The organism is Streptomyces sp. cg40 (assembly GCF_050320165.1).
GTDB classification, from domain to species: Bacteria; Actinomycetota; Actinomycetes; order Streptomycetales; family Streptomycetaceae; genus Streptomyces; species Streptomyces hokutonensis.
In genome coordinates, this window is the sequence record NZ_CP190128.1 from 8,378,257 (window position 1) to 8,398,133 (window position 19,877).

The window sequence follows — 19,877 nt, forward strand, 5'->3', positions numbered from 1 at the left end:
GGGGCCCGCTCCGTTTCGCCAGACTCAGCTCACCACGTGGCTCGCACCTGGCGGATGATCCGCCGGCGCAGCCGCACCCTGCGGCTGCCGTCGCGCAGCAGGCTCAGTCGGTCCAATTCCCAGTGTCCGTACTCGGCGTGGTCCGTCAGCAGACGTGTGGCGTCCTTGCGGGAGACCCCGCGCGGTACGTACACGTCGACAAATTCGTATTCCGGCATCGCATCTATTGTGCGGGCAGAGCCCCGGTACGGATAGCGTCTGCACTATGTCTGATGCTGCGCAGCCCACCGCTGCCGAGGTACGCGCCGCCGCCGAGGCGGTCAAGACCGCGCTCGACCGCCACCTGGCCGCGGTCGAAGGCCGGTCGGGGGAGGACGACCCGGCCGTCTACGAGGCGTTCAACCAGCTCGCCGCGGCCGCCGAGGTCTACGACGAGCTGCTCTACGACCGTTATGACGAGGTCACGCCTTTCGAGATCCCCGGTACCGACGACTCCCTGCCGCCGTACACCGGCCCCGAGGAGCCGAACGCGGTGAGCGTGCTGATCCGTCGCGACTACGCGGTGGCGGAGCCGCAGCGGCTGCTCGCCCAAGCGCAGCGGGTCGAGGCGGCGGTCGGCGACGGCACCGGCACGGAGGCCTCCGGCACGATCCACGGCGCGCTCGGCATCCTCTTCGACGAGTTCGAGGCCGACGAGATCGCCTCCCGGCCCAAGGAGTTCGGCCTCGAAGAGGGCGACTCCACGCTGTGGGTGACCGCGGCCGACGAAGCGGCCGAGCCCGGCGCCTGGCTGGAGGCCCCCTTCGAGCAGGTCGACCCCCAGCGGGTGGTGTGCCGCTTCGACGTCAGCGCCGTCTTCGACGACGAGATCGACGACGAACTGGACGACCTCGACGAGGTGGACGAGCCCGGGGCGGAGATCGAGGACGGCATCGAGGACGAACTCGATCCCGACCTCGACGCGGATCTCGACGAGGACGAGGACCTGGAGGCGCTCGAAGCGGACCGCTGAGCCGCGCCTCGCCGACCGAGACGAACGACGACGACGGCGGCGGCGGTCACGGAGGAATTCCCCTCCGCGACCGCCGCCGTCGTCGTGCGCCCCGATCAGCCCCCTACCGGGACCTGCGGTCGCAGCAGCACCGGCAACCGGGTCGTGCGCGGCTTGGCCGGGATCTCGGCGACGGCCCGGGGCAGCGCCTGATCCACGCCGTGCACCACGGAGAGATGACGGTCCGCCCGGCTGAACGCCGTGTACACCCAGGGCCGGCTGAGGGCCTGCGCCGCGTCCCCGGGCAGCACCACGACCACCGCGGGCCACCGCGCCCCGACCGCCTGATGCGCGGTCAGCGCCCACCCGTGCCGCACGGACTGCTCCACCCGCTCCTTCGGTACGACGACGGGCTCGCCCGCGCACGACAGGTGCAGCCCCTCGGCGTCGGCCTTCACCACCTGGCCGACGACGGTACGGCCCGGGGCGGGGGAGTACGCGACCCGGTCACCTGGGTCGAAGCCGCCGAACCGGCCGGGGCCGGGATTGAGCCGCTCCTTCAGCGCCACGTTGAGGGCACGGGTGCCGGCCGCGCTGCCGTGGCCCGGCGTGATCACCACGGTCTGTTCGGCGGGGACACCGATCACGCGCGGCACCGAGTCGGCGACGAGCTGCACGGTCCGGTGCACGGCCTCGCCCGCGTCCCGCACCGGCACGATCACGACCTCCTTGCCGGGGGCCTCCACCTGGTTCAGCTCGCCGATGCCGATGCCGGAGACCAGCTCGCCCACGGGGCCGAGGTCGGGGCGGCGCGAGACGACGTGGGGGCAGGCCCGCGCGGCGAGCAGGTCGGCGAAGACCCGCCCGGGGCCCGCCGACCACAGCACCGCCGGGTCCCCGGCCAGCACCAGCCGGGCGCCGTCCGGCAGCGACTCGGTGAGCAACGCCGCCGTCTCGACGTCCAGTTGAGGCGCGTCGAGCACGACGAGGAGATCCAGATCGAGGGCACCGTCCGTGTCCCGTCCGGGACCCTCGGCGCCGGCCAAGAGCCCGGCCACGGTCGCCACTCGGGGTCCGTCCCCGTCCCCGTCCCCGGGCTCGGCGCCCTCCGACCCGTGCGTCCCGTCGGACCGCGTCAGCAGCGCGGCGAACCGGTCCCTGCCCACCGGGCTGTGCGCGGCGGCCCAGGCGCGCAGGCCGAAGCCCGCCGCCGCGTGCAGCAGCGCGGCCGGTTCTTCGAGGGACGCCTCGCCGCCGGTGTGCAGCACCAGTCCGTGTCCGGCGACCGCGCGGATCAGCTCGCCGGTGGACCCCTTGGCGGCACCCGCCTGCTCCCACTCCGCCGCCGAACCGTCCTCCTTCGGCACCGAGTTGATCAGCCTGGCCAGTCCGTCGGCGAGGCTCTCCTCGGCGAGCGCGTACCGCTCCAGGCCGATCAGCACCCGCACCGGACGCTCCGCGTCCTCTTCTGCTTCCGCCTCGTCGTCCGTGCGCTGCACCGGGACCGCGGGCTCGTCCAACGCGTCCTGGAACACCAGCACTTCGCCCTCCGCGATGGCGCTCTGCGTCGCCGCGTCCGGGTCGGGCACGCCCTGCTTGGCCAGCGCGGCCGTCAACGCCGAGGCCTCCAGGGCCGTATGCCCGGCCAGGGCCGCCTGCTCCAGGAGCCAGCCGGTGACCGACCGGCCCCGGCGCTCGTCGTCCGGCGCGCACTCGGCGCCGAGCAGCGCCCGCGCGAACCCGTCGGCCTGCTCGGGCCGCACCCCCGGGACGCGCAGCAACTGCCAGGGATCCTCGCGGAGTTGATCGTCCGCGCCCTCGCCGAGCGCCGCGGCGACCTGGGCCGCGAGCGTCTCGGGCGCGCCGCCCTCGACCAGTACCTGCCGTACGGACGCGACGGTCTCGCCGGCCGGGGCGCCGGGCTCGGCCGCGACGGGCTGTGGCCGCCGTACGGCTTCGGGAGTGGCGGCGCGGCGCGGGGTGGGCTCCGGTCCGGTGAACGCGGTGGCCACGGGCTTCTCGCCGCTCTCCACGGCCCGGACGGCCGCGAGCAGATCGGCGGCCGTACCGCTCAGCTTGGTCCCGGCCGCGATGGGTCCGGCCTTCTCTGCCTTCCGCCGCTCGATCCGCTCCCGCTCCAGCCGCTGCGCGAGCAACTCGGCGGCGGCTTCGGACAGTTCGGGAGCGGCGGCGGTTTCGGTGGCGGCCTCACCGGCGGCTTCGGTGCCTTCGGTGCCCTCGGCGGTCGCGGCTTGGCCGGCTTCCGCGCCTCCGGTGCCCTCTGCGGTCGTGGCCTCGCCCGTGTCCTGCGGGGCCGCGGTTTCCCCCGTGTCCCCGGTGTCCTCCACCGCATCCGTGCCCGGCTCCTCGGCCGTGTCGTCCGGCAGGCCGGGCTCGACGGGCTCCGTGGTGTCCGGGGCCGTGGTCTCCGGGTCCGTGCTCACAGCGTGCTCCAGTCGTGATCGGGATAGCGGTGCAGAGGCGCCGACACATCGTCGAGCGCTCGGCAGATCTCGTCAGGAAGACTAAGGGCCTCCACTGACAATGCGGCCGTGAGCTGCTGCGCGTTGCGCGCGCCGACGATCGGTGCGGCCACCCCGGGCCGGTCGCGGACCCAGGCCAGGGCGACCTGGAGGGGTGTCACGGCGAGCCCGTCCGCGGCCGTGGTCACCGCGTCCACGATGCGGCTCGCCGTGTCGTCGAGGTAGGGCGCGACGAAGAGCCCCATGTGCTCCGAGGCACCGCGCGAGTCGGCCGGTGTGCCGTTGCGGTACTTCCCGGTGAGCACCCCGCGGCCGAGCGGCGAGGAGGGCAGCAGCCCGATGCCCAGGTCGAGCGCGGCCGGCAGCACCTCGCGCTCCACGCCCCGCTGGAGCAGCGAGTACTCCAGCTGGGTGCTCGCCAGCCGCGTCCGTGAACCCGGCGCCGCCAGCTGCCAGGTCGCGGCCTTGGCGAGCTGCCAGCCGCAGTAGTTGGAGACGCCCGCGTAGCGCGCCCGGCCGCTGCTGACCGCCAGGTCGAGGGCCTGGAGGGTCTCCTCCAGCGGCGTGAACGGGTCGAAGGCGTGGATGTGCCACAGGTCGACGTAGTCCGTGCCGAGCCGGGCCAGCGAGGCGTCCAGCGCGGCGAGCAGATGGCCGCGCGAGCCGTCGAAGCGGCGGTCGGGGTCGGGCACGCTCCCCGCCTTCGTCGAGATGACCAGGTCCCGGCGCGGCACGAGCCCCTCTATGAGCTGTCCGAGCAGATACTCGGCCTCCCCGTCGCCGTACACGTCCGCCGTGTCGACGAGGGTGCCGCCGGCCTCCCAGAACGCCTTCAACAGGTCCGCGGCGTCGTGCTCGTCGGTGTCGCGCCCCCACGTGAGGGTGCCGAGTCCGATCCGGGACACACGAAGGCCGGTACGGCCGAGATGCCTCTGCTCCATGAACGCCGAGATTACTGGCCTGAACCTGGCCTGTGGTTGCCTGTGGACAACCGACTTCCACGATGATCCACAGTGGGTCGCACGGCACGCTCCGTGACCACTCACCGGCACCCGTCCTGTCCGCCCGGACCACCTCGCGCTAGGGTCGGCACAACAGCGACGTTACTGATCGGTAAGGGGTCTGCCATGCAGCTCGGGATCAACCTCGGCTACTGGGGTGCCGGAATGGACGGCGACAATCTGGCCGTGGCCCAGGAGGCCGACCGCCTCGGCTACGCCGTGTGCTGGGCCGCCGAGGCCTACGGCTCCGACGCGGCCACCGTCCTCACCTGGGTCGCCGCGCAGACCGAGCGCATCGACGTCGGCTCGGCCATCTTCCAGATCCCGGCCCGCCAGCCCGCGATGACCGCGATGACCGCCGCGACCCTCGACTCCCTCTCCGGGGGCCGCTTCCGCCTCGGCCTCGGCGTCTCGGGCCCGCAGGTCTCCGAGGGCTGGTACGGCGTCAAGTTCGACAAGCCGCTGGCACGCACGCGTGAGTACGTCGAGATCGTCCGCAAGGCGATGACCCGCGAGCGGCTGTCCTACGACGGCGAGCACTGGACGCTGCCGCTGCCCGACGGCCCGGGCAAGCCGCTCAAGCTGACCGTGCACCCGCAGCGCGAGCACATCCCGCTGTACATCGCGGCGATCGGCCCGAAGAACCTGGAGCAGACCGGCGAGATCGCCGACGGCGCGCTGCTCATCTTCCCGTCCGCCGAGCACCTGGAGGACACCGCCGTACGGCACTTGAGGGCCGGGCGCGAGAAGTCGGGCAAGACCCTCGAAGGCTTCGACATCGTCCCGACGCTCCCGCTCGCCTTCGGCGAGGACAAGGACGTCGAGAAGCTCGCCGACACCTTCCGCCCGTACACCGCGCTCTACGTCGGCGGCATGGGGAGCCGGCAGCAGAACTTCTACAACAAGCAGGCCCGTCGCATGGGCTTCGAGGAGGCGGCGACCGAGATCCAGGACAAGTACCTGGCCGGCGACAAGGACGGTGCAGCCGCCGCCATCCCGCACGACCTGATCGACAAGACGACGCTCCTGGGCTCCGTGGACCGCATCGCGGACCGGATGAAGGAGTACGCGGCGGCCGGTGTCACCACCCTCACGCTCGCCCCGGCGGGCTGGACCCTGGACGAGCGGATCGCCGCGCTCCGCGCCGGGACCGAGGCGCTGGAGCGCGCGGGTCTCGCGTAACGCGGCCCTGTCGTACGGAAGTTTTCTACGGCCGTGGTGGGGGCTCGGGGGGTCTTCCCCGCCACGGCCGTCACGGGGAACAACGCGCGGCGGCCCGCGCGGTTACGCCCCCGTAGGGACATCCGCGGTCCTCCTTTTGGCGGAGTTGTCCGACACAGCTGTTGCAGCACCTCTGGCGCCGCATTTGACTCGTTCTTTGCGGAATGCGGCGAAATCCTGCATGGAGGGACCTTCAGATGCTTTCGGCCAAGAGCCTGTTCCAGGAGATCCTCGACAACGACGAGTCCTTCCGGCTGTTCTGCTCCATCGCGGCCAGCGGGGAGTCCCAGGGCGGCTGGGAGAACGGGCGCATCGCCGCCCTCGTCCCGCCGGACGAACGCGGTCTCGCCCCCAAGATCAGCCGGCACGGCGCCGACGAGGACAAGCACGGGCGCATTTTCAACGCCCTCATGAAGAAGCGCGGCCTCGAACCCGTCCCGGTGCCCCCGGACACCGACTACACGATGCTCCTGGAGCGGCGCGGCATCGGTCTCGCGCACGAGAAGCTCAAGGGCGAGACGCCGCTCACCGTCCAGGACATCGTCACCTACCTCGCGCACAGCCGGGTCACCGAACAGCGCGCCTCCGAGGAGATGGAGCTGCTGCGCAGGCACTTCGCCGACCATCCCGACCTCGGCCGCGCGGTGCGGATGATCTCGAACGACGAGGACAACCATCTCGCCTACTGCCACGAGGAGTTGCTGCGCTTCGCCGCCGCCGGACACGGCCGCGCGATCCAGCGGACCCTGCGGGAGTGCGCGCTCGCCGAGATCCGGATCTACCGGGACGTCAGCCTCGCCGTGATGGCCCACATGGGACGCGTCCTCGGCTGGCCGCGCGCCAAGTCGGCGCTCCTGGCCGCGGGCATCCACGCCGTGTACGCCTACGAACGGCTCGGTGGCTGGCGGCGGATGGTGTCCCTGAGGATGCCGGAACGACGCGACGCGCTCGGCGGACCGGCGACCACGGCACCCGAGTTCGCGTGAGCGCTACAGCCAGCCGCGCCGCTTGAACGTCCGGTACAGCAGCACCTCCAGGGCGACCATCAGCAGGATCACCGCCGGGTACCCCCACAGCCAGTGCAGCTCCGGCATGTGGTCGAAGTTCATGCCGTAGACGCCCGCGATCATCGTGGGCACCGCGGCCATGGCCGCCCACCCGGAGATCTTCCGCATGTCGTCGTTCTGCCGGACGCCGGTCTGCGCGAGATGCGCCGCCAGGACGTCCGACACCAGCCGGTCCAGGCCCTCCACGGACTCGTTGACCTTCAGAAGGTGGTCGTTCACGTCCCGGAAGAACGGCCGCGACTTGTCGTTCACGAACGGCACCCGGTCACCGGCGAGACCCACACCCGCGAGCCGGGACAGCGGCTGCGCGAGCGGCCCGGTGGCCCGCCGGAACTCCAGGATCTGCCGCTTGAATGCGTAGATCCGCGAGGCCGTGGTCCGCGAGCCGCCGCCGGTCGGCGAGAACACCGCCGCCTCCAGCTCCTCCAGGTCGGTCCCCAACTCGCCCGCCACGTCCACGTAGTGGTCGACCACGGCGTCCGCGATCGAGTACAGCACCGCCGTAGGACCGTGCCGCAGCATCGCCGGCTCCTCCTCGAGGCGGTGCCGTACGGCCGCCAGGGGGGCCTCCTCGCCGTGCCGGACGGTCACCACGAAGGAGTCGCCCACGAAGACCATGACCTCGCCGGAGGTGACCATGTCGCTGTCCGCCTCGTAGCCCACCGGCTTGAGGACCATGAACAGCGAGTCGTCGTAGACCTCCAGCTTGGGCCGCTGATGGGCGGTCAGGGCGTCCTCGACGGCCAGCGGATGCAGCGCGAACTCCTCGGTGACCTTGTCGAACTCGTCCTCGGTGGGCTCGTAGAGACCGATCCAGACGAACGCGTCACCCATCCGACGGCAGTGGTCCAGGCCGTCGGAGAAATCGCCGGGCCCCTCGGTCCGGCGTCCGTCACGGTAGATGGCGTAGTCGACGATCACGGTGCGTATTCTCCCGCCGTCCGCCCAAAGTCGCACCCTGGGGTGCGCCTACCCTTGGCCGCATGCCCACGTTGATCCTTGTCCGGCACGGACGTTCGACCGCCAACACCGGGGGAGTGCTCGCCGGCTGGACGCCCGGTGTCGCCCTCGACGAGCGGGGCAGCGCGCAGGCCGCCGCGCTCCCTGGACGGCTCGCCGCGCTGCCGATCGCCGAAGTGGTCGCCAGCCCGCTGCAACGCTGCCAGGAGACCCTCCAGCCCCTCCTGGACGCCCGCCCCGAGCTGCGCGCGCACACCGACGAGCGGATCGGGGAGTGCCACTACGGCGACTGGTCCGGCCGCAAGCTCGCCGAGCTGTCGGGCGAGCCCCTGATGGAGGTCGTCCAGGCGCACCCCTCGGCCGCCGCGTTCCCCGGCGGCGAGTCGATGCGGGCGATGCAGACCCGCGCGGCCGAGGCCGTACGCGAGTGGAACGCGCGCGTGGAGCGCGATCACGGCGCCGACGCCGTCTACCTGATGTGCTCGCACGGCGACATCATCAAGTCCCTCGTCGCGGACGCACTCGGACTTCATCTCGATCTCTTCCAGCGGATCTCCGTAGAACCGTGTTCCATCACCGCGATCCGCTACACCCGTCTCAGGCCCTTTCTCGTACGGCTCGGGGACACCGGCGATCTCGCCTCCCTGGCGCCGCGCGAGGAGCCCCCGGGCGACGAGGCCACGGTCGGGGGCGGCGCGGGCGCACCGTGATCGTCGGCCGCAGTAGGGTGAAGCGGTCGCAGTAGCGCCGCACTTGTCAGCAGTCGATCCCAATGGAGACAGGACGTGTCCCGTCAGGTGTTCCTCTACGACCCGCCGGACCGCTTCGTAGCCGGTACGGTCGGTCTGCCCGGGCGCCGTACGTTCTTCCTCCAGGCCGCCGCCGGCCCTCGGGTGACCAGCGTGGCCCTGGAGAAGACGCAGGTCGCCGCGCTCGCCGAGCGCATGGACGAGCTTCTGGACGAGGTCGTACGGCGCAGCGGCGGCAGCGCGGCCGTCCCCGCCGTCACCCCCACCGAGATCTCCGACACCCGCCCCCTGGAGACCCCCGTCGAGGAGGAGTTCCGCGTCGGGACCATGGCGCTCGCCTGGGACGGCGAGGAACAGCGCATGATCGTCGAGGCGCAGGCCCTCGTGGAGCTCGACGCGGAGTCCGAGGAGGACCTCGCCGAGGCCGAGGAGCGCCTGCTCCAGGACGAGGAGAACGGACCCCCGATGCTGCGGGTCCGCCTCACCGGGGCCCAGGCCCGCGCCTTCGCCAAGCGCGCCCTGGACGTCGTCAACGCCGGCCGCCCGCCCTGCCCGCTGTGCAGCCTCCCGCTCGACCCGGAAGGACACGTATGTCCGCGCCAGAACGGATACCGCCGCGGAGCGTGACCACGGCCGAGCTGCTCGCCAAGGGCGAGCTGAAGGTACGCGGACGCATCCGCGAGGCGTCGAACGCGGTGCTGTTCTGCTCCGTGACGTACGAGGGCCGTGAGGCGTCCTGCGTCTACAAACCGGTCGCCGGGGAGCGCCCCCTGTGGGACTTCCCGGACGGCAACCTGGCCCGGCGCGAGGTCGCCGCCTACGAGGTCTCCGAGGCGACCGGCTGGGGGCTCGTGCCGACCACCGTGCTGCGCGACGGGCCGTACGGCGAGGGCATGTGCCAGCTGTGGATCGAGGCGGCGGCCGAGTCGGAGCTGCTGGCCCTGGTCGACGCCGAGGAGCCCGACGAGGGGTGGAAGGCCATCGGCTTCGCCGAGGTCGGCGAGGGGAAGACCGCCCTCCTGGTGCACGCCGACGACGAGCGGCTGCGCCGGCTCGCCGTCCTCGACGCCGTGATCAACAACGCCGACCGCAAGGGCGGCCATCTGCTGCCCGCCGACGAGGGGCGCCTCTACGGCATCGACCACGGAGTCACCTTCAACGCCGAGAACAAGCTGCGCACCCTCTTGTGGGGCTGGGCGGGCGAGTCCCTGACCCAGGAGTCGATCGAGGTCCTCCAGGGGCTCAGAGAGGCGCTCAGGGACGGTGCCGGGCTCGCCGGGAAGCTCGCCGAGCTGATCACCGCCGTCGAACTCGACGCCACGCGCGCGCGGGTCGACGCGCTGCTCGCGGCCGGAAGGCATCCCGAGCCGAGCGGGGAGTGGCCGGCCATTCCGTGGCCGCCCGTGTAGCTGCATACCGGCGGGGACCGCGCAAGAGCGCCCAACCGGCCATCCGACCTGGTCCGGTTCGTATGCGAAACATCCGTCCGGTTACGCTCATGACATGTATGCCTGGCCCGCTTCTGAGGTCCCCGCCCTGCCCGGCAAGGGCCGCGACCTCCGGATCCACGACACCGCGACCGGCGGTCTGGTCACCCCGGACACCGGTCCCGTCGCCCGTCTCTACGTGTGCGGCATCACGCCGTACGACGCCACCCACATGGGGCACGCGGCGACCTACAACGCGTTCGACCTCGTGCAGCGCGTGTGGCTCGACACCAAGCGGCAGGTTCACTACGTCCAGAACGTGACCGACGTCGACGACCCGCTCCTGGAGCGCGCGGTGCGCGACGGCGTCGACTGGGTGGCCCTCGCCGAGAAGGAGACGGCCCTCTTCCGCGAGGACATGACCGCCCTGCGCATGCTGCCCCCGAAGCACTACATCGGCGCGGTCGAGGCGATACCCGGCATCGTGCCGCTCGTCGAGCGCCTCAGGGAGGCCGGTGCCGCCTACGAACTCGAGGGCGACATCTACTTCTCCGTCGGGTCCGACCCCAACTTCGGCAAGGTCTCGAACCTCGACGCCGCCGCGATGCGCCTGCTGTCCGCCGAGCGCGGCGGCGACCCGGACCGCCCGGGCAAGAAGAACCCCCTCGACCCGATCCTGTGGCTCGCCGCCCGCGAGGGCGAACCGAGCTGGGACGGCGGCTCGTTGGGCGCCGGCCGCCCCGGCTGGCACATCGAGTGCGTGGCCATCGCCCTCGACCACCTCGGCATGGGCTTCGATGTGCAGGGCGGCGGCTCCGACCTCGCCTTCCCGCACCACGAGATGGGCGCCTCGCACGCCCAGGTGCTGACCGGCGAGTTCCCCATGGCCAAGGCGTACGTCCACGCCGGCATGGTGGCCCTGGACGGCGAGAAGATGTCGAAGTCCAAGGGCAACCTGGTCTTCGTCTCGGCGCTGCGCCGCGAGGGCGTCGACCCGGCCGCGATCCGGCTGGCGCTGCTCGCCCACCACTACCGCTCCGACTGGGAGTGGACCGACGGGGTGCTCGCGGACGCGGTCGCCCGGCTCGGCCGCTGGCGTGCCGCCGTCTCCCGGCCCGACGGCCCCTCCGCCGTACGGCTCGTCGAGGAGATGCGCGAGGCCCTCGCGAACGACCTCGACGCCCCCGCCGCACTCGCCGCGGTGGACCGCTGGGCCGCCGTCCAGCGCGACCGGGGCGGCAGCGACGAGGGCGCCCCCGGCGTCGTCTCCCGTGCCGTGGACGCCCTGTTGGGCGTGGCCCTCTAGCAACAGCCGACAGAACAGGGGCGGTTCCTCCCGGGTGGGAGGAACCGCCCCTGTTTCACGCCCTGTTGACCGACGGACTCACTCCTCGGAGGAATCCTCGTCGTCCGCCTCGGTGTCGGGCCCGGTCCCGGGCTCGGTCTCCGGCTTCGTGGGCCTCGTCGGCTTCGCGCGGCCGGGGTTGTCCCGGAGATACGACGCGCTGTCGCTGCCGTCCGCCGTGGCGTGCCCACCGGGCGGCGGGCTGCCGCCGCCGTCCCGCCTGCGCAGGTAGCGCTCAAACTCGCGGGCAATTGCCTCGCCCGACGCCTCCGGCAGCTCCGCGGTGTCGCGGGCCTCCTCCAGCGTCTGGACGTACTCGGCGACCTCGCTGTCCTCGGCGGCCAGCTGGTCCACGCCGACCTGCCAGGCGCGCGCGTCCTCGGGCAGTTCGCCCAGCGGGATGCGCACGTCGATCAGGTCCTCCAGGCGGTTCAGCAGCGCCAGGGTGGCCTTCGGGTTGGGCGGCTGCGACACGTAGTGCGGCACCGCCGCCCACAGCGACACGGCCGGTACGCCCGCGTGCGTGCACGCCTCCTGGAGGATGCCGACGATCCCGGTGGGACCCTCGTACTTGGTCTCCTCCAGGTCCATCCGCTGCGCCAGGTCCGCGTCGGACGTGGTCCCGCTGATCGGTACCGGACGTGTGTGCGGGGTGTCACCGAGCAGCGCGCCCAGGATCACCACCAGCTCCACGCCGAGCTCGTGCGCGAAGCCCAGCAGCTCGTTGCAGAACGAGCGCCAGCGCATCGACGGTTCGATACCTCGGACGAGTACGAGATCGCGTGGCTTCTCACCGCCGACCCGGACCACCGAGAGGCGGGTCGTCGGCCAAGTGATCTTTCGCACACCGGAATCCATCCACACCGTGGGCCGGTTCACCTGGAAGTCGTAGTAGTCCTCGGCGTCCAGGGCCGCGAACACCTCGCCCTTCCACTCCCTGTCCAGATGCGCGACCGCGGTGGAGGCGGCGTCGCCGGCGTCGTTCCAGCCCTCGAACGCGGCCACCATCACTGGGTCGATCAGCTCGGGAACCCCCTCCAGCTCGATCACCCAGCGCCTCCTTCCGATCTGCCCTCGCGTACGCCCCAACCTTACGGCGTCCGACGGGGGCGCCCGCAGCCCCCTTGCACGGGGGAGTGACCCCATGCCTGCCCCGTCCGAACCGGTCGAACACACAAGATCGCCATCCTGTGCGGACGCGGACCGGCCGGTCACTCCTCCGAGGGGTCGGCGGGCGCACCCACTCGTTCACAGGGTCGAACGCAGCCACTGCTCCACGCTCGCGATGTGCACCGTCGCCCACGACCGCGCCGCCTCCGCGTCCCGGTCGCGCAGCGCGCCCAGGATCGCCCGGTGCTCGTGCAGGGTCCGGCTCACCGCGTCCTCCTGCGTCAGACCGCGCCAGATCCTCGCCCGTGTGGTGGGACCCGACAGACCGTCGAGGAGCGAGCAGAGCACCGAGTTGCCGGAACTCTGCACGATGCCCCGGTGGAACTCCAGGTCGCAGGCGACCAGTTCCTCCACCGAGGGGGCACCGCCGAGCGCGTCCAACTGGAGTGTGAGCGCGTCGAGTTGCTGCTCGCTGATCCGCAGGGCCGCCATCCCGGTGGCCGCGGGTTCCAGAATGCGCCGCACCGCCAGGAATTCGAGCACCGTGTCGTCGCGGTGGAAGTCCACGACGAAACTCAGCGCCTCCAGCAGGAGTTGGGGATCCAGACTCGTGACGTAGGTGCCGTCGCCCTGCCGCACGTCCAGGATGCGGATCAGCGACAGCGCGCGCACGGCCTCCCGCAGGGAGTTGCGGGACAGGCCGAGTTCGGCGGCGAGCTCGCTCTCCTTGGGCAGCCGGTCCCCGGGACGCAGCGCGCCGGAGACGATCATTCCCTTGATTTTCTCGATCGCCTCATCGGTGACTGCCATGGCCGGCCTCCCTGTTGCTCAGACATCCGATGTATCAGGCATATTATGGGGGTTCAGTGGGCTGAACGGGAGGGAAATCCACAGCTCAGGCAAGTGATTCGAGCTCCGCGATCACGGCTTCCTCGTCCAGCGTGGCCAATGTCCGGTTCCGCATCAGCACCCGGCCGTCCACCACCGTGTCCCGCACGTCCGCCGAGTGCGCCGCGTACGCGAGCGTCGACCACGGGTCGTGCAGCGGCCGCAGATGCGAAGCGCCCAGGTCCAGCACGATCAGGTCGGCCCGCTTGCCGGCCTCCAGGGACCCCAGGTGCTCCGCGAGCCCCAGCGCCCGCGCACCCTCGATCGTCGCCATCCGTACGGCCTGCTCGGCACCGACCGCCGTCGGGTCACCATTCGCCTTGTGCACCAACGCCGCCTGTCGTACGGCGCCCAGCAGGTCCAGCGTGTTCGAGCTGACGGCCCCGTCCGTGCCCAGCCCGACGGTGACACCCGCGCTGAGCAGCCGCGGCACCGGCGCGATCCCGCAGCCCAACTTCAGGTTGGACACCGGACAGTGGGCCACCGACGTACCCGTGCGGGCCAGCGCCGCGATCTCCGGGCCGGTCAGGTCCACGGCGTGCGCGAGCAGCAGATCGGGACCGAGCAGCCCCAGAGAGTCGAGCAACTCCACAGGCCGCTTGCCGTACTTGACCTCGACGGTCGCGACCTCGGTCGCGTTCTCCGCCGCGTGGATGTGCAGCAGCGCCCCGAACTCCCGCGCCAGGGCGGCGATGTCGACCAGCTGGTCGGGGGAGAGGGTGTAGGTCGAGTGCGCGAACAGGACCGGCCGCCGACCGGGGCGTGCCGCACCCCTCGCGGCCAAGTCCCCGCGCGCCCAGTCGAGTCGGTCCTCGTACGGCATACCGTCCGGCGGCTGCGGTACGTCCATGAAGGTCGGCCCGGAGTGCAGCCGCCAGCCCGCCTCACGGGCCGCCTGCTCGGCCGCCTCGTGGAACCAGTACATGTCGAGCGCCGAGGTCACCCCGGCCCGCACGCTCTCGGCCACCGCGAGCCGCACCGCAGCCGCCACGTTCTTCGGCGCCAGCAGCTCGGCCTCCCACTTCAACACCCGCTCCAGGAAGCCCTGGAGAGTGACGTCGTCGGCGCGACCGCGCAGCAGTGTCATCGCGAGGTGGGTGTGCGTGTTGATGAGCCCGGGCAGGACGAGACAGCCCGAGGCGTCGATGGACTCCGCAGCCGTGAACCGTGCCTTCAGTTCCCCGGCGGGTCCTACGGCGACGATCTCGCCCTCGTGGACGGCAACTGCCCCGTCCGGTACGACAGTTCCGGCCTCGTCGACGGTCAGGACATCCCCGCCGTGCACCAACAGGTCGATGCTCACGCCTCGTTCCCCTCCGCCAGCAGCCGCAGTGCCTCCAGCGAGACCACCGCACCGCGCTCGACACCGGCCGCGACGACGTCCCGGTGCGGGTCGTACCCGCCGGTGGCTTCCTCGTCGACGAGTTCATCGGCGTTGGCACCGTCGATGACGAGCACTCCGCCCGCGACCAGCCCCCGCAGCGAGGCGGTGACCAGCAGTGCCGACAGCTCCATCTCGATCGCCGCGAGCCCGGCGCCGTCGTAGGAGAAGAGGGGGATGAGGCCGGGCTGGAAGGCCGCCCGGGTCCACACGATGCCCCGGTGGTGCGGGGCGCCTGCCTCGCGGGCCGCGCGCTGGAGGGCGAGGACCGCCTCGGGCGCGGCGACCGCCGGGTACTCGGGCGGGAGCAACTGCTGCGTCACACCGTCGTCGCGCACGGCCGCCTCCGCGATGACGAGGTCGCCGTCCCCGATGCCGGGCTTCATCGCGCCCGCCGTGCCGAAGCGCAGGAAGGTGCGGACCCCCGCGTCCGCCAGCTCCTGGAACAGCAGGATCGCGCCAGGACCGCCCACCCCGTGCGAGGCGACGGTGACCGGCAGGCCCTTCCAACTCCCGCTGAACACCCGGTATTCGCGGTGGTACGACACCTCCTCGGCACCGTCCAGCAGCGCGGCGACGGCGGCTGCGCGCGCCGGGTCGCCGACGACGACCGCGTGCGCCGGGAGCCCGGTGCGCGGTATTCGGGTGATGGGCAGCAGGTCCTGCGTCATGTGGTGGCTCCGGAAGGGGAGTTGGCGGTACGGCGACGGCGGCGGGCCGTCGAGAGGAAGAGGGCGACGAGCGTCACGACGTACGGCGCGGCATCGGTGGCCTGTTGGGGCAGGCCGACGCCCTGGAGGCGGAAGCCGGCGGCCTCGGCGAGGCCGAAGAGCAGCGCGGCGAGCAGCACGCCGACCGGTGCCGCGCGGCCGAGCATCACCGCGACGACCGCGATCCAGCCCCGGCCCGCCGTCATGTTCTCGGAGAACAACGTGACGTTCCCGAGGGCGAGTTGGGCCCCCGCGAGCCCGCACAGCACACCGGAGACCAGCACGGCCGCGTACTTGTACTTCGCCGGGCTCACCCCCAGCGTCGCCGCCGCGTCCGGCGCCTCGCCGACCCCGCGCAGCCGCAGCCCCCACACATGCCGGGACAGCATCACCGCGGCCACCGCGACCGCGACGAACGCCAGATACGCGAGCGGGGTGAACCCACCGATCAACGGCAGCCCGGCGAGTGACGGATCGTCGAAAGTGCCCTGCACACCGAAGACCGTACGCAGGAGGAAGCTGGTGAGGCCAACTGCCAGGAGATTCATGGCGATTCCGAGAACGACCGCGTCCCCGCGCAGAGTCACCGCACCGACGGCGAGGATGAGGGAGTAGGCGGCCGCCGCGAGCGCTGCCGCGAGGACGCCGAGCCAGGCGCTGCCCGTGAACCAACTCGTGGCCACCGAAGTGAAGCAGCCCATCAGCATCATGCCTTCGAGGCCGATGTTGAAGACCCCCGCGCGCTCGCACAGGGCACCGCCCAGCGCGGCCAGCAGGATCGGGGTCAGCGCGCGCAGCGCCGACATCAGGAGATCGGAGTCGAAGAACATCACGCGGCCCCGCTTTCCTGAGTACGCCTGCTGAACCACTTGGTGGGGAAGCGGAGTCGGGCCGCGAGGAACACGATCACGATGGCCTGGAGCACCTGGGTCAGTTCGCGCGGCACCTCGGTCGTCCGCTCCATCGCCAGTCCGCCGACCGCGAGGACGGCGAAGAAGAAGGAGGCGACGACCGTGCCGAGCGGGGCTGCCGCTGCGAGCAGGGCCGCCGTAAGTCCCGTCCAGGTGTAGCCGGGTGCGGTGAGCGAGCCGTCGACGAAGCGGTACGGGAAGCTCAACACCCCTATGGCGCCCACGAGTCCGGCCAGCGCGCCGGACACGGACATCAACTTGAGCGTCAGGCCCCGGCGTTCGACGCCCGCGTAGGCGGCGAAACGGGAGTTGAGGCCCGTCATGCGGATCTCGTAGCCGAAGGCCGTGCGCTTGTCGGTGAACCAGTACCCGGCCGCCGCGAGGACGACAAGGATCAGCCCGACGGTGACCGTCGAGTCGCCGAACGCGGGCAGCGCGACACCGTCCGGCATCGCGCGGGTCTGGGGGAGGCTGGAGCCGGGTTCCTTGAGCGGGTAGCGCGCGAGGTAGGAGGCCAGCGAGACCGCCGGGTAGCTCAGCAGCAGGCTGCTGACCAGCAGCGGGACGCCGAGGCTGTTCTCGCACAGGGCGGCCAGCGCGGCGTACGCGGCGCCCACGGCCATGCCCGCGAGCAGTGCCAGTACGACGGTGAGCGGTGCCGGCAGCGGGGAGTAGAGGCCGGTCACGGCCGCCGTGATGCCGCCGAGGACCATCTGTCCGTCGCCGCCGAGGTTGATCAGCCCGGCGCGCAGCGGGATCGCCAGCGCGAGGGCCATGCCGAGCACGCTGGTGCCGGTGCTCAGCGTGGAGCCGATGCCGTCCGCGCCGAGCGAACCGGTGAGGACGGCGCCGTAGGCGGCGAGCGGGTCCGCGCCGGTACCGACCAGGAACAGCGCGCCGATGACCAGGCCCGCGAGCACGGAGAAGGTGATGGGGGAGCGCAGCGCTCCGGAGATACGGGTGAGTGTCATGTCAGTCGACGGCCTCCGTCGGCGCCACGGCCCCGCCCGCCATGGCGAGCCCCAGAGCCCGTTCGTCGGCCTCGTCCTTCGTGTACGTCGCCGTGACCCGGCCCTCGTACATCACGAGGACCCGGTCCGCGAGGCCCCGGATCTCGCTCAGTTCGGCGGAGACGAGGAGGACGGCGTGACCGGCGTCGCGGTGGGCGACGATCTGGTCGTGGATGTTCTGGATGGCGCCGATGTCGACTCCGCGCGTGGGCTGCTCGACGAGCAACAGCGGTGCCTCGTGGGCGAGTTCGCGGCCGATCAGCAGCTTCTGCAAGTTGCCGCCGGACAGCGCGGAGGCGGGCACCTCGGGGGTGGCCGCCTTGATGCCGAAGCGCTCGATGAGCCGTCCGGCGTGGGCGCGCACGGACGCGGGCGGCAGAAGTCCCTTCGCGGACAGGGAGGTTCGGTGGTGGCCCATCGCGAGGTTGTCCGCGACGGAGGCCGCCGGTGCCGTACCGACCGCGTGCCGGTCCTCCGGGACGTAGGCGAGGCCCTGCGCCCGGCGCTCGGTGGCCGAGGCGTGGGTGATGTCCAGCCCCTTGAGACGCACCTGTCCGGAGGCGACGGTTCGTAGCCCGGCCAGGGCCTCGATCAGCTCGCTCTGGCCGTTGCCCGCGACGCCGGCGATCCCGACGATCTCTCCGGCGCGGACGGTGAGTCCCACATCGTGGACGGCGTCCGTGGTGAGGTCTCTCACGTCCAGGACCACGTCACCGGGAGTCCCGGGCGCGTGCACGCGGTCCAGTTCGACCGCTCGGCCGGTCATCGCGGCGGCGATCTCGTCGGCGGATGTCTCGGCGGTGACCAGGCGGGCGACCACCCGGCCGTCCCGCAGCACGGTCACGTTGTCGCTGCCTTCGAGGACCTCGCGCAGCTTGTGCGTGACAAGGATCACCGTACGGCCCTGCGCGGCCAGCGACTTGAGGACCGCGAAGAGGGCGTCCGCCTCGGCGGGGGTGAGCACGGCGGTCGGTTCGTCGAGGATCAGCGTGCGGGCGCCCCGGTGCAGGAGCTTCAGGATCTCGACGCGCTGCCGCAGCCCGACCGGCAGCTCCCCGACCCGGGCGTCCGGATCGACGGCGAGACCGTGCTCCTCGGCCAGTTCACGCACTCGGCGGCGGGCGGCGGCCCGGTCCACCAGGCCGAAGCGGCGCGGCTCGGCGGCGTAGACGACGTTCTCGGCGACCGGCAGCGAGTCGAACAGCTTGAAGCTCTGGTGGACCATGCCGAGCCCGGCGGCCATCGCGGCGCTCGGGTCGCCGAAGGTCACCTCGCGGCCGTCGATCCGTATGGAGCCCGCGTCGGCGCGCTCCATGCCGTAGAGGATCGACATGAGGGTGGACTTGCCGGCGCCGTTCTCGCCCATCAGGGCGTGGATCTCGCCGCGCCCGACGGTCAGGTCGACGTCGTCGTTGGCGAGCGTGCCGGGGAACCGCTTCGTGATTCCCCGGAGCTCGACCGCTGGGTCAACCGGCGGCGGGGTCATCGACCTTGAGCTCTCCGGAGACGATCTGGTCGCGCAGCGCCTTGACCTTCGCGAGGACGTCCTTGTGCTGGGCGATCACGCACTTCGACGAGTCGACGCCCGCCTCCAGACCGGTGAGGCTGATGCCACCCTCCTTCAGGCCGTACGACACCGAGGTGCCCGTCTTGCCCGCGAGGACCTGCTCGACGCCCTTCTCGACGGCGACGTCCGTCTTCTTGATCACGTTGTCGACGACCGTGCCGGGAGAGGAGACGCACTGGTTGACGTCGACGCCGTACGCGAACGCGCCCTTGGCCTTCGCGGCCTCGAACACGCCGTAGTTGCCGGCCGCGGCGGCCGCCATGATCTGGTCGGTGCCCTTGGAGAGCAGGGAGTTGGCCTGCTCCTTGGCGCGCGCCGAGTCGTCGAACGGGGACTGGCCGCCGACGAAGCGCGTCGACGCGGAGGTCTTCGCGGCGACCTTCTTGGCGCCGGCCGCGAACGGGTCGCTGTAGCGCCGGAATTGGGGAGTGTCGAGCACGTCCACCGCGCCGACCTTGCCGCTCTTGCTGAGCAACCCGGCCTCGGCGCCCGCGAGATAGACACCCTCGTGCTCACGGAAGACCGCGCAGGTGACGTTCGGATACGTCTTGGTGGTGCACGCGTCGATCATCAGGAACTGCTGCTTGGGGTGCGCCTTGGCCTGCTGCGCGACGATGTCGGCGAACTCGAAGCCGACCAGCACGATCACGTTCGGGCTCGCGTCCACGGCGGCCTGCACGTTCTGCTGCTGGGACGCGGTGTCCGTCGACTCGTAGACCTTCTCGGTCCCGTCGTGCGTCTTCGCGGCGGCCTTCACACCGGTGACGGCGAGCTTCAGGAACTCGTTCTGACCGACCGCGTCGGGTGTGACCAGCGTGAACGACTTTCCGCTGCTGCCGCTCGCGCTGTCCGAGGCGTCGGTCTTGGCGGCGGCGTTGCAGGCGGTGGCGGCGGTGACCATGAGCGTGGTGGCGGCGACGAGCTGAAGGGTGCGACGTGATCTGCGGAGCATGGGGACCTTCCGGGGTACGGCAAGGCGCGCTCCGGCGGGAGCGCGTGCGACCAGATGGTGAGACGGGGAGACGAGGGGCGGACGCGAGAGGGACAGGTCAGCGT

Annotated in this window: 19 protein-coding genes; 7 read left to right on the forward strand and 12 right to left on the reverse strand. The window is 71.7% G+C overall.

What is annotated here, in order from left to right; genetic code table 11:
- Positions 1-29 precede the first annotated feature (29 nt).
- The gene (locus ACQHII_RS37820) at positions 30-218 is read right to left on the reverse strand and encodes a DUF5703 family protein (protein WP_005485166.1); all 189 of its coding nucleotides are present in this window, start codon (positions 216-218) and stop codon (positions 30-32) included.
- 47 nt (positions 219-265) lie between these two features.
- On the opposite strand from ACQHII_RS37820, the gene ACQHII_RS37825 reads away from it, so the two are divergent.
- Positions 266-1,012: a hypothetical protein gene (locus ACQHII_RS37825; protein WP_427923483.1), complete on the forward strand. Its 747-nt coding sequence runs from the start codon at positions 266-268 to the stop codon at positions 1,010-1,012.
- Between the two features lie 95 nt (positions 1,013-1,107).
- On the opposite strand, the gene ACQHII_RS37830 is transcribed toward ACQHII_RS37825, so the two are convergent.
- Both ACQHII_RS37830 and ACQHII_RS37835 read right to left on the reverse strand, forming a co-directional pair.
- Positions 1,108-3,435 carry a helix-hairpin-helix domain-containing protein gene (locus ACQHII_RS37830; protein WP_427923484.1) on the reverse strand — a complete coding sequence of 776 codons (2,328 nt, stop codon included), beginning with the start codon at positions 3,433-3,435 and terminating at the stop codon, positions 1,108-1,110.
- Positions 3,432-4,415 (reverse strand): aldo/keto reductase, encoded by a 984-nt coding sequence (locus ACQHII_RS37835; protein ID WP_427923485.1) that lies wholly within the window; start codon positions 4,413-4,415, stop codon positions 3,432-3,434. The genes ACQHII_RS37830 and ACQHII_RS37835 overlap by 4 nt, the downstream gene beginning before the upstream one ends.
- Positions 4,416-4,601: 186 nt before the next feature.
- On the opposite strand from ACQHII_RS37835, the gene ACQHII_RS37840 reads away from it, so the two are divergent.
- The gene (locus ACQHII_RS37840) at positions 4,602-5,657 is read left to right on the forward strand and encodes an LLM class F420-dependent oxidoreductase (RefSeq protein WP_427923486.1); all 1,056 of its coding nucleotides are present in this window, start codon (positions 4,602-4,604) and stop codon (positions 5,655-5,657) included.
- Between the two features lie 236 nt (positions 5,658-5,893).
- On the forward strand, positions 5,894-6,682 hold the full coding sequence (locus tag ACQHII_RS37845; protein WP_427923487.1) for a ferritin-like domain-containing protein: 789 nt from the start codon (positions 5,894-5,896) through the stop codon (positions 6,680-6,682).
- 3 nt (positions 6,683-6,685) lie between these two features.
- Here the strand turns inward: ACQHII_RS37845 and corA are convergent, their stop codons facing one another.
- Positions 6,686-7,684: a magnesium/cobalt transporter CorA gene (corA, locus tag ACQHII_RS37850; protein ID WP_427923488.1), complete on the reverse strand. Its 999-nt coding sequence runs from the start codon at positions 7,682-7,684 to the stop codon at positions 6,686-6,688.
- 62 nt (positions 7,685-7,746) lie between these two features.
- Between corA and ACQHII_RS37855 the strand changes: the two genes are divergently transcribed.
- The 4 genes from ACQHII_RS37855 (at position 7,747) to mshC (ending at position 11,205) form a co-directional block, all read left to right on the forward strand.
- On the forward strand, positions 7,747-8,433 hold the full coding sequence (locus ACQHII_RS37855) for a histidine phosphatase family protein (protein ID WP_427923489.1): 687 nt from the start codon (positions 7,747-7,749) through the stop codon (positions 8,431-8,433).
- A gap of 75 nt (positions 8,434-8,508) precedes the next feature.
- Positions 8,509-9,099 carry a DUF3090 domain-containing protein gene (locus ACQHII_RS37860; protein ID WP_019066074.1) on the forward strand — a complete coding sequence of 197 codons (591 nt, stop codon included), beginning with the start codon at positions 8,509-8,511 and terminating at the stop codon, positions 9,097-9,099.
- Positions 9,063-9,881 carry an SCO1664 family protein gene (locus tag ACQHII_RS37865; protein ID WP_427923490.1) on the forward strand — a complete coding sequence of 273 codons (819 nt, stop codon included), beginning with the start codon at positions 9,063-9,065 and terminating at the stop codon, positions 9,879-9,881. The genes ACQHII_RS37860 and ACQHII_RS37865 overlap by 37 nt, the downstream gene beginning before the upstream one ends.
- Before the next feature lie 94 nt (positions 9,882-9,975).
- Positions 9,976-11,205 carry a cysteine--1-D-myo-inosityl 2-amino-2-deoxy-alpha-D-glucopyranoside ligase gene (gene mshC, locus ACQHII_RS37870; RefSeq protein ID WP_427923491.1) on the forward strand — a complete coding sequence of 410 codons (1,230 nt, stop codon included), beginning with the start codon at positions 9,976-9,978 and terminating at the stop codon, positions 11,203-11,205.
- Between the two features lie 78 nt (positions 11,206-11,283).
- Here the strand turns inward: mshC and ACQHII_RS37875 are convergent, their stop codons facing one another.
- The 8 genes from ACQHII_RS37875 to ACQHII_RS37910 form a co-directional block, all read right to left on the reverse strand.
- Entirely contained in the window at positions 11,284-12,294 is a 1,011-nt protein-coding gene (locus ACQHII_RS37875; RefSeq protein WP_427923492.1) for a PAC2 family protein, read from the reverse strand.
- 198 nt (positions 12,295-12,492) lie between these two features.
- Complete coding sequence (locus ACQHII_RS37880; RefSeq protein WP_019066078.1) at positions 12,493-13,164, reverse strand: FadR/GntR family transcriptional regulator; 672 nt, start codon at positions 13,162-13,164, stop codon at positions 12,493-12,495.
- An 85-nt stretch (positions 13,165-13,249) separates the two neighbouring features.
- The gene (locus ACQHII_RS37885) at positions 13,250-14,545 is read right to left on the reverse strand and encodes an amidohydrolase (protein ID WP_427923493.1); all 1,296 of its coding nucleotides are present in this window, start codon (positions 14,543-14,545) and stop codon (positions 13,250-13,252) included.
- Positions 14,542-15,294 carry a nucleoside phosphorylase gene (locus ACQHII_RS37890; RefSeq protein WP_427923494.1) on the reverse strand — a complete coding sequence of 251 codons (753 nt, stop codon included), beginning with the start codon at positions 15,292-15,294 and terminating at the stop codon, positions 14,542-14,544. The genes ACQHII_RS37885 and ACQHII_RS37890 overlap by 4 nt, the downstream gene beginning before the upstream one ends.
- Positions 15,291-16,163 carry an ABC transporter permease gene (locus ACQHII_RS37895; protein ID WP_093624785.1) on the reverse strand — a complete coding sequence of 291 codons (873 nt, stop codon included), beginning with the start codon at positions 16,161-16,163 and terminating at the stop codon, positions 15,291-15,293. Before ACQHII_RS37895 ends, ACQHII_RS37890 begins: the two co-directional genes overlap by 4 nt.
- On the reverse strand, positions 16,163-17,215 hold the full coding sequence (locus ACQHII_RS37900) for an ABC transporter permease (RefSeq protein ID WP_427923495.1): 1,053 nt from the start codon (positions 17,213-17,215) through the stop codon (positions 16,163-16,165). Before ACQHII_RS37900 ends, ACQHII_RS37895 begins: the two co-directional genes overlap by 1 nt.
- A gap of 1 nt (position 17,216) precedes the next feature.
- Entirely contained in the window at positions 17,217-18,740 is a 1,524-nt protein-coding gene (locus ACQHII_RS37905) for an ABC transporter ATP-binding protein (protein ID WP_427923496.1), read from the reverse strand.
- On the reverse strand, positions 18,721-19,773 hold the full coding sequence (locus ACQHII_RS37910) for a BMP family ABC transporter substrate-binding protein (RefSeq protein WP_427923497.1): 1,053 nt from the start codon (positions 19,771-19,773) through the stop codon (positions 18,721-18,723). Before ACQHII_RS37910 ends, ACQHII_RS37905 begins: the two co-directional genes overlap by 20 nt.
- Positions 19,774-19,877: the final 104 nt, after the last annotated feature.

Coding starts and splice junctions, on each gene's coding strand:
- ACQHII_RS37845 (WP_427923487.1), top strand. CDS start 5,894: ATGCTTTCGGCCAAGAGCCTGTTCCAGGAGATCCTCGACAACGACGAG.
- ACQHII_RS37910 (WP_427923497.1), bottom strand. CDS start 19,773: ATGCTCCGCAGATCACGTCGCACCCTTCAGCTCGTCGCCGCCACCACG.
- ACQHII_RS37880 (WP_019066078.1), bottom strand. CDS start 13,164: ATGGCAGTCACCGATGAGGCGATCGAGAAAATCAAGGGAATGATCGTC.
- ACQHII_RS37820 (WP_005485166.1), bottom strand. CDS start 218: ATGCCGGAATACGAATTTGTCGACGTGTACGTACCGCGCGGGGTCTCC.
- ACQHII_RS37905 (WP_427923496.1), bottom strand. CDS start 18,740: ATGACCCCGCCGCCGGTTGACCCAGCGGTCGAGCTCCGGGGAATCACG.
- ACQHII_RS37835 (WP_427923485.1), bottom strand. CDS start 4,415: ATGGAGCAGAGGCATCTCGGCCGTACCGGCCTTCGTGTGTCCCGGATC.
- ACQHII_RS37825 (WP_427923483.1), top strand. CDS start 266: ATGTCTGATGCTGCGCAGCCCACCGCTGCCGAGGTACGCGCCGCCGCC.
- ACQHII_RS37890 (WP_427923494.1), bottom strand. CDS start 15,294: ATGACGCAGGACCTGCTGCCCATCACCCGAATACCGCGCACCGGGCTC.
- ACQHII_RS37840 (WP_427923486.1), top strand. CDS start 4,602: ATGCAGCTCGGGATCAACCTCGGCTACTGGGGTGCCGGAATGGACGGC.
- ACQHII_RS37895 (WP_093624785.1), bottom strand. CDS start 16,163: ATGTTCTTCGACTCCGATCTCCTGATGTCGGCGCTGCGCGCGCTGACC.
- mshC (WP_427923491.1), top strand. CDS start 9,976: ATGTATGCCTGGCCCGCTTCTGAGGTCCCCGCCCTGCCCGGCAAGGGC.
- ACQHII_RS37900 (WP_427923495.1), bottom strand. CDS start 17,215: ATGACACTCACCCGTATCTCCGGAGCGCTGCGCTCCCCCATCACCTTC.
- ACQHII_RS37855 (WP_427923489.1), top strand. CDS start 7,747: ATGCCCACGTTGATCCTTGTCCGGCACGGACGTTCGACCGCCAACACC.
- ACQHII_RS37865 (WP_427923490.1), top strand. CDS start 9,063: ATGTCCGCGCCAGAACGGATACCGCCGCGGAGCGTGACCACGGCCGAG.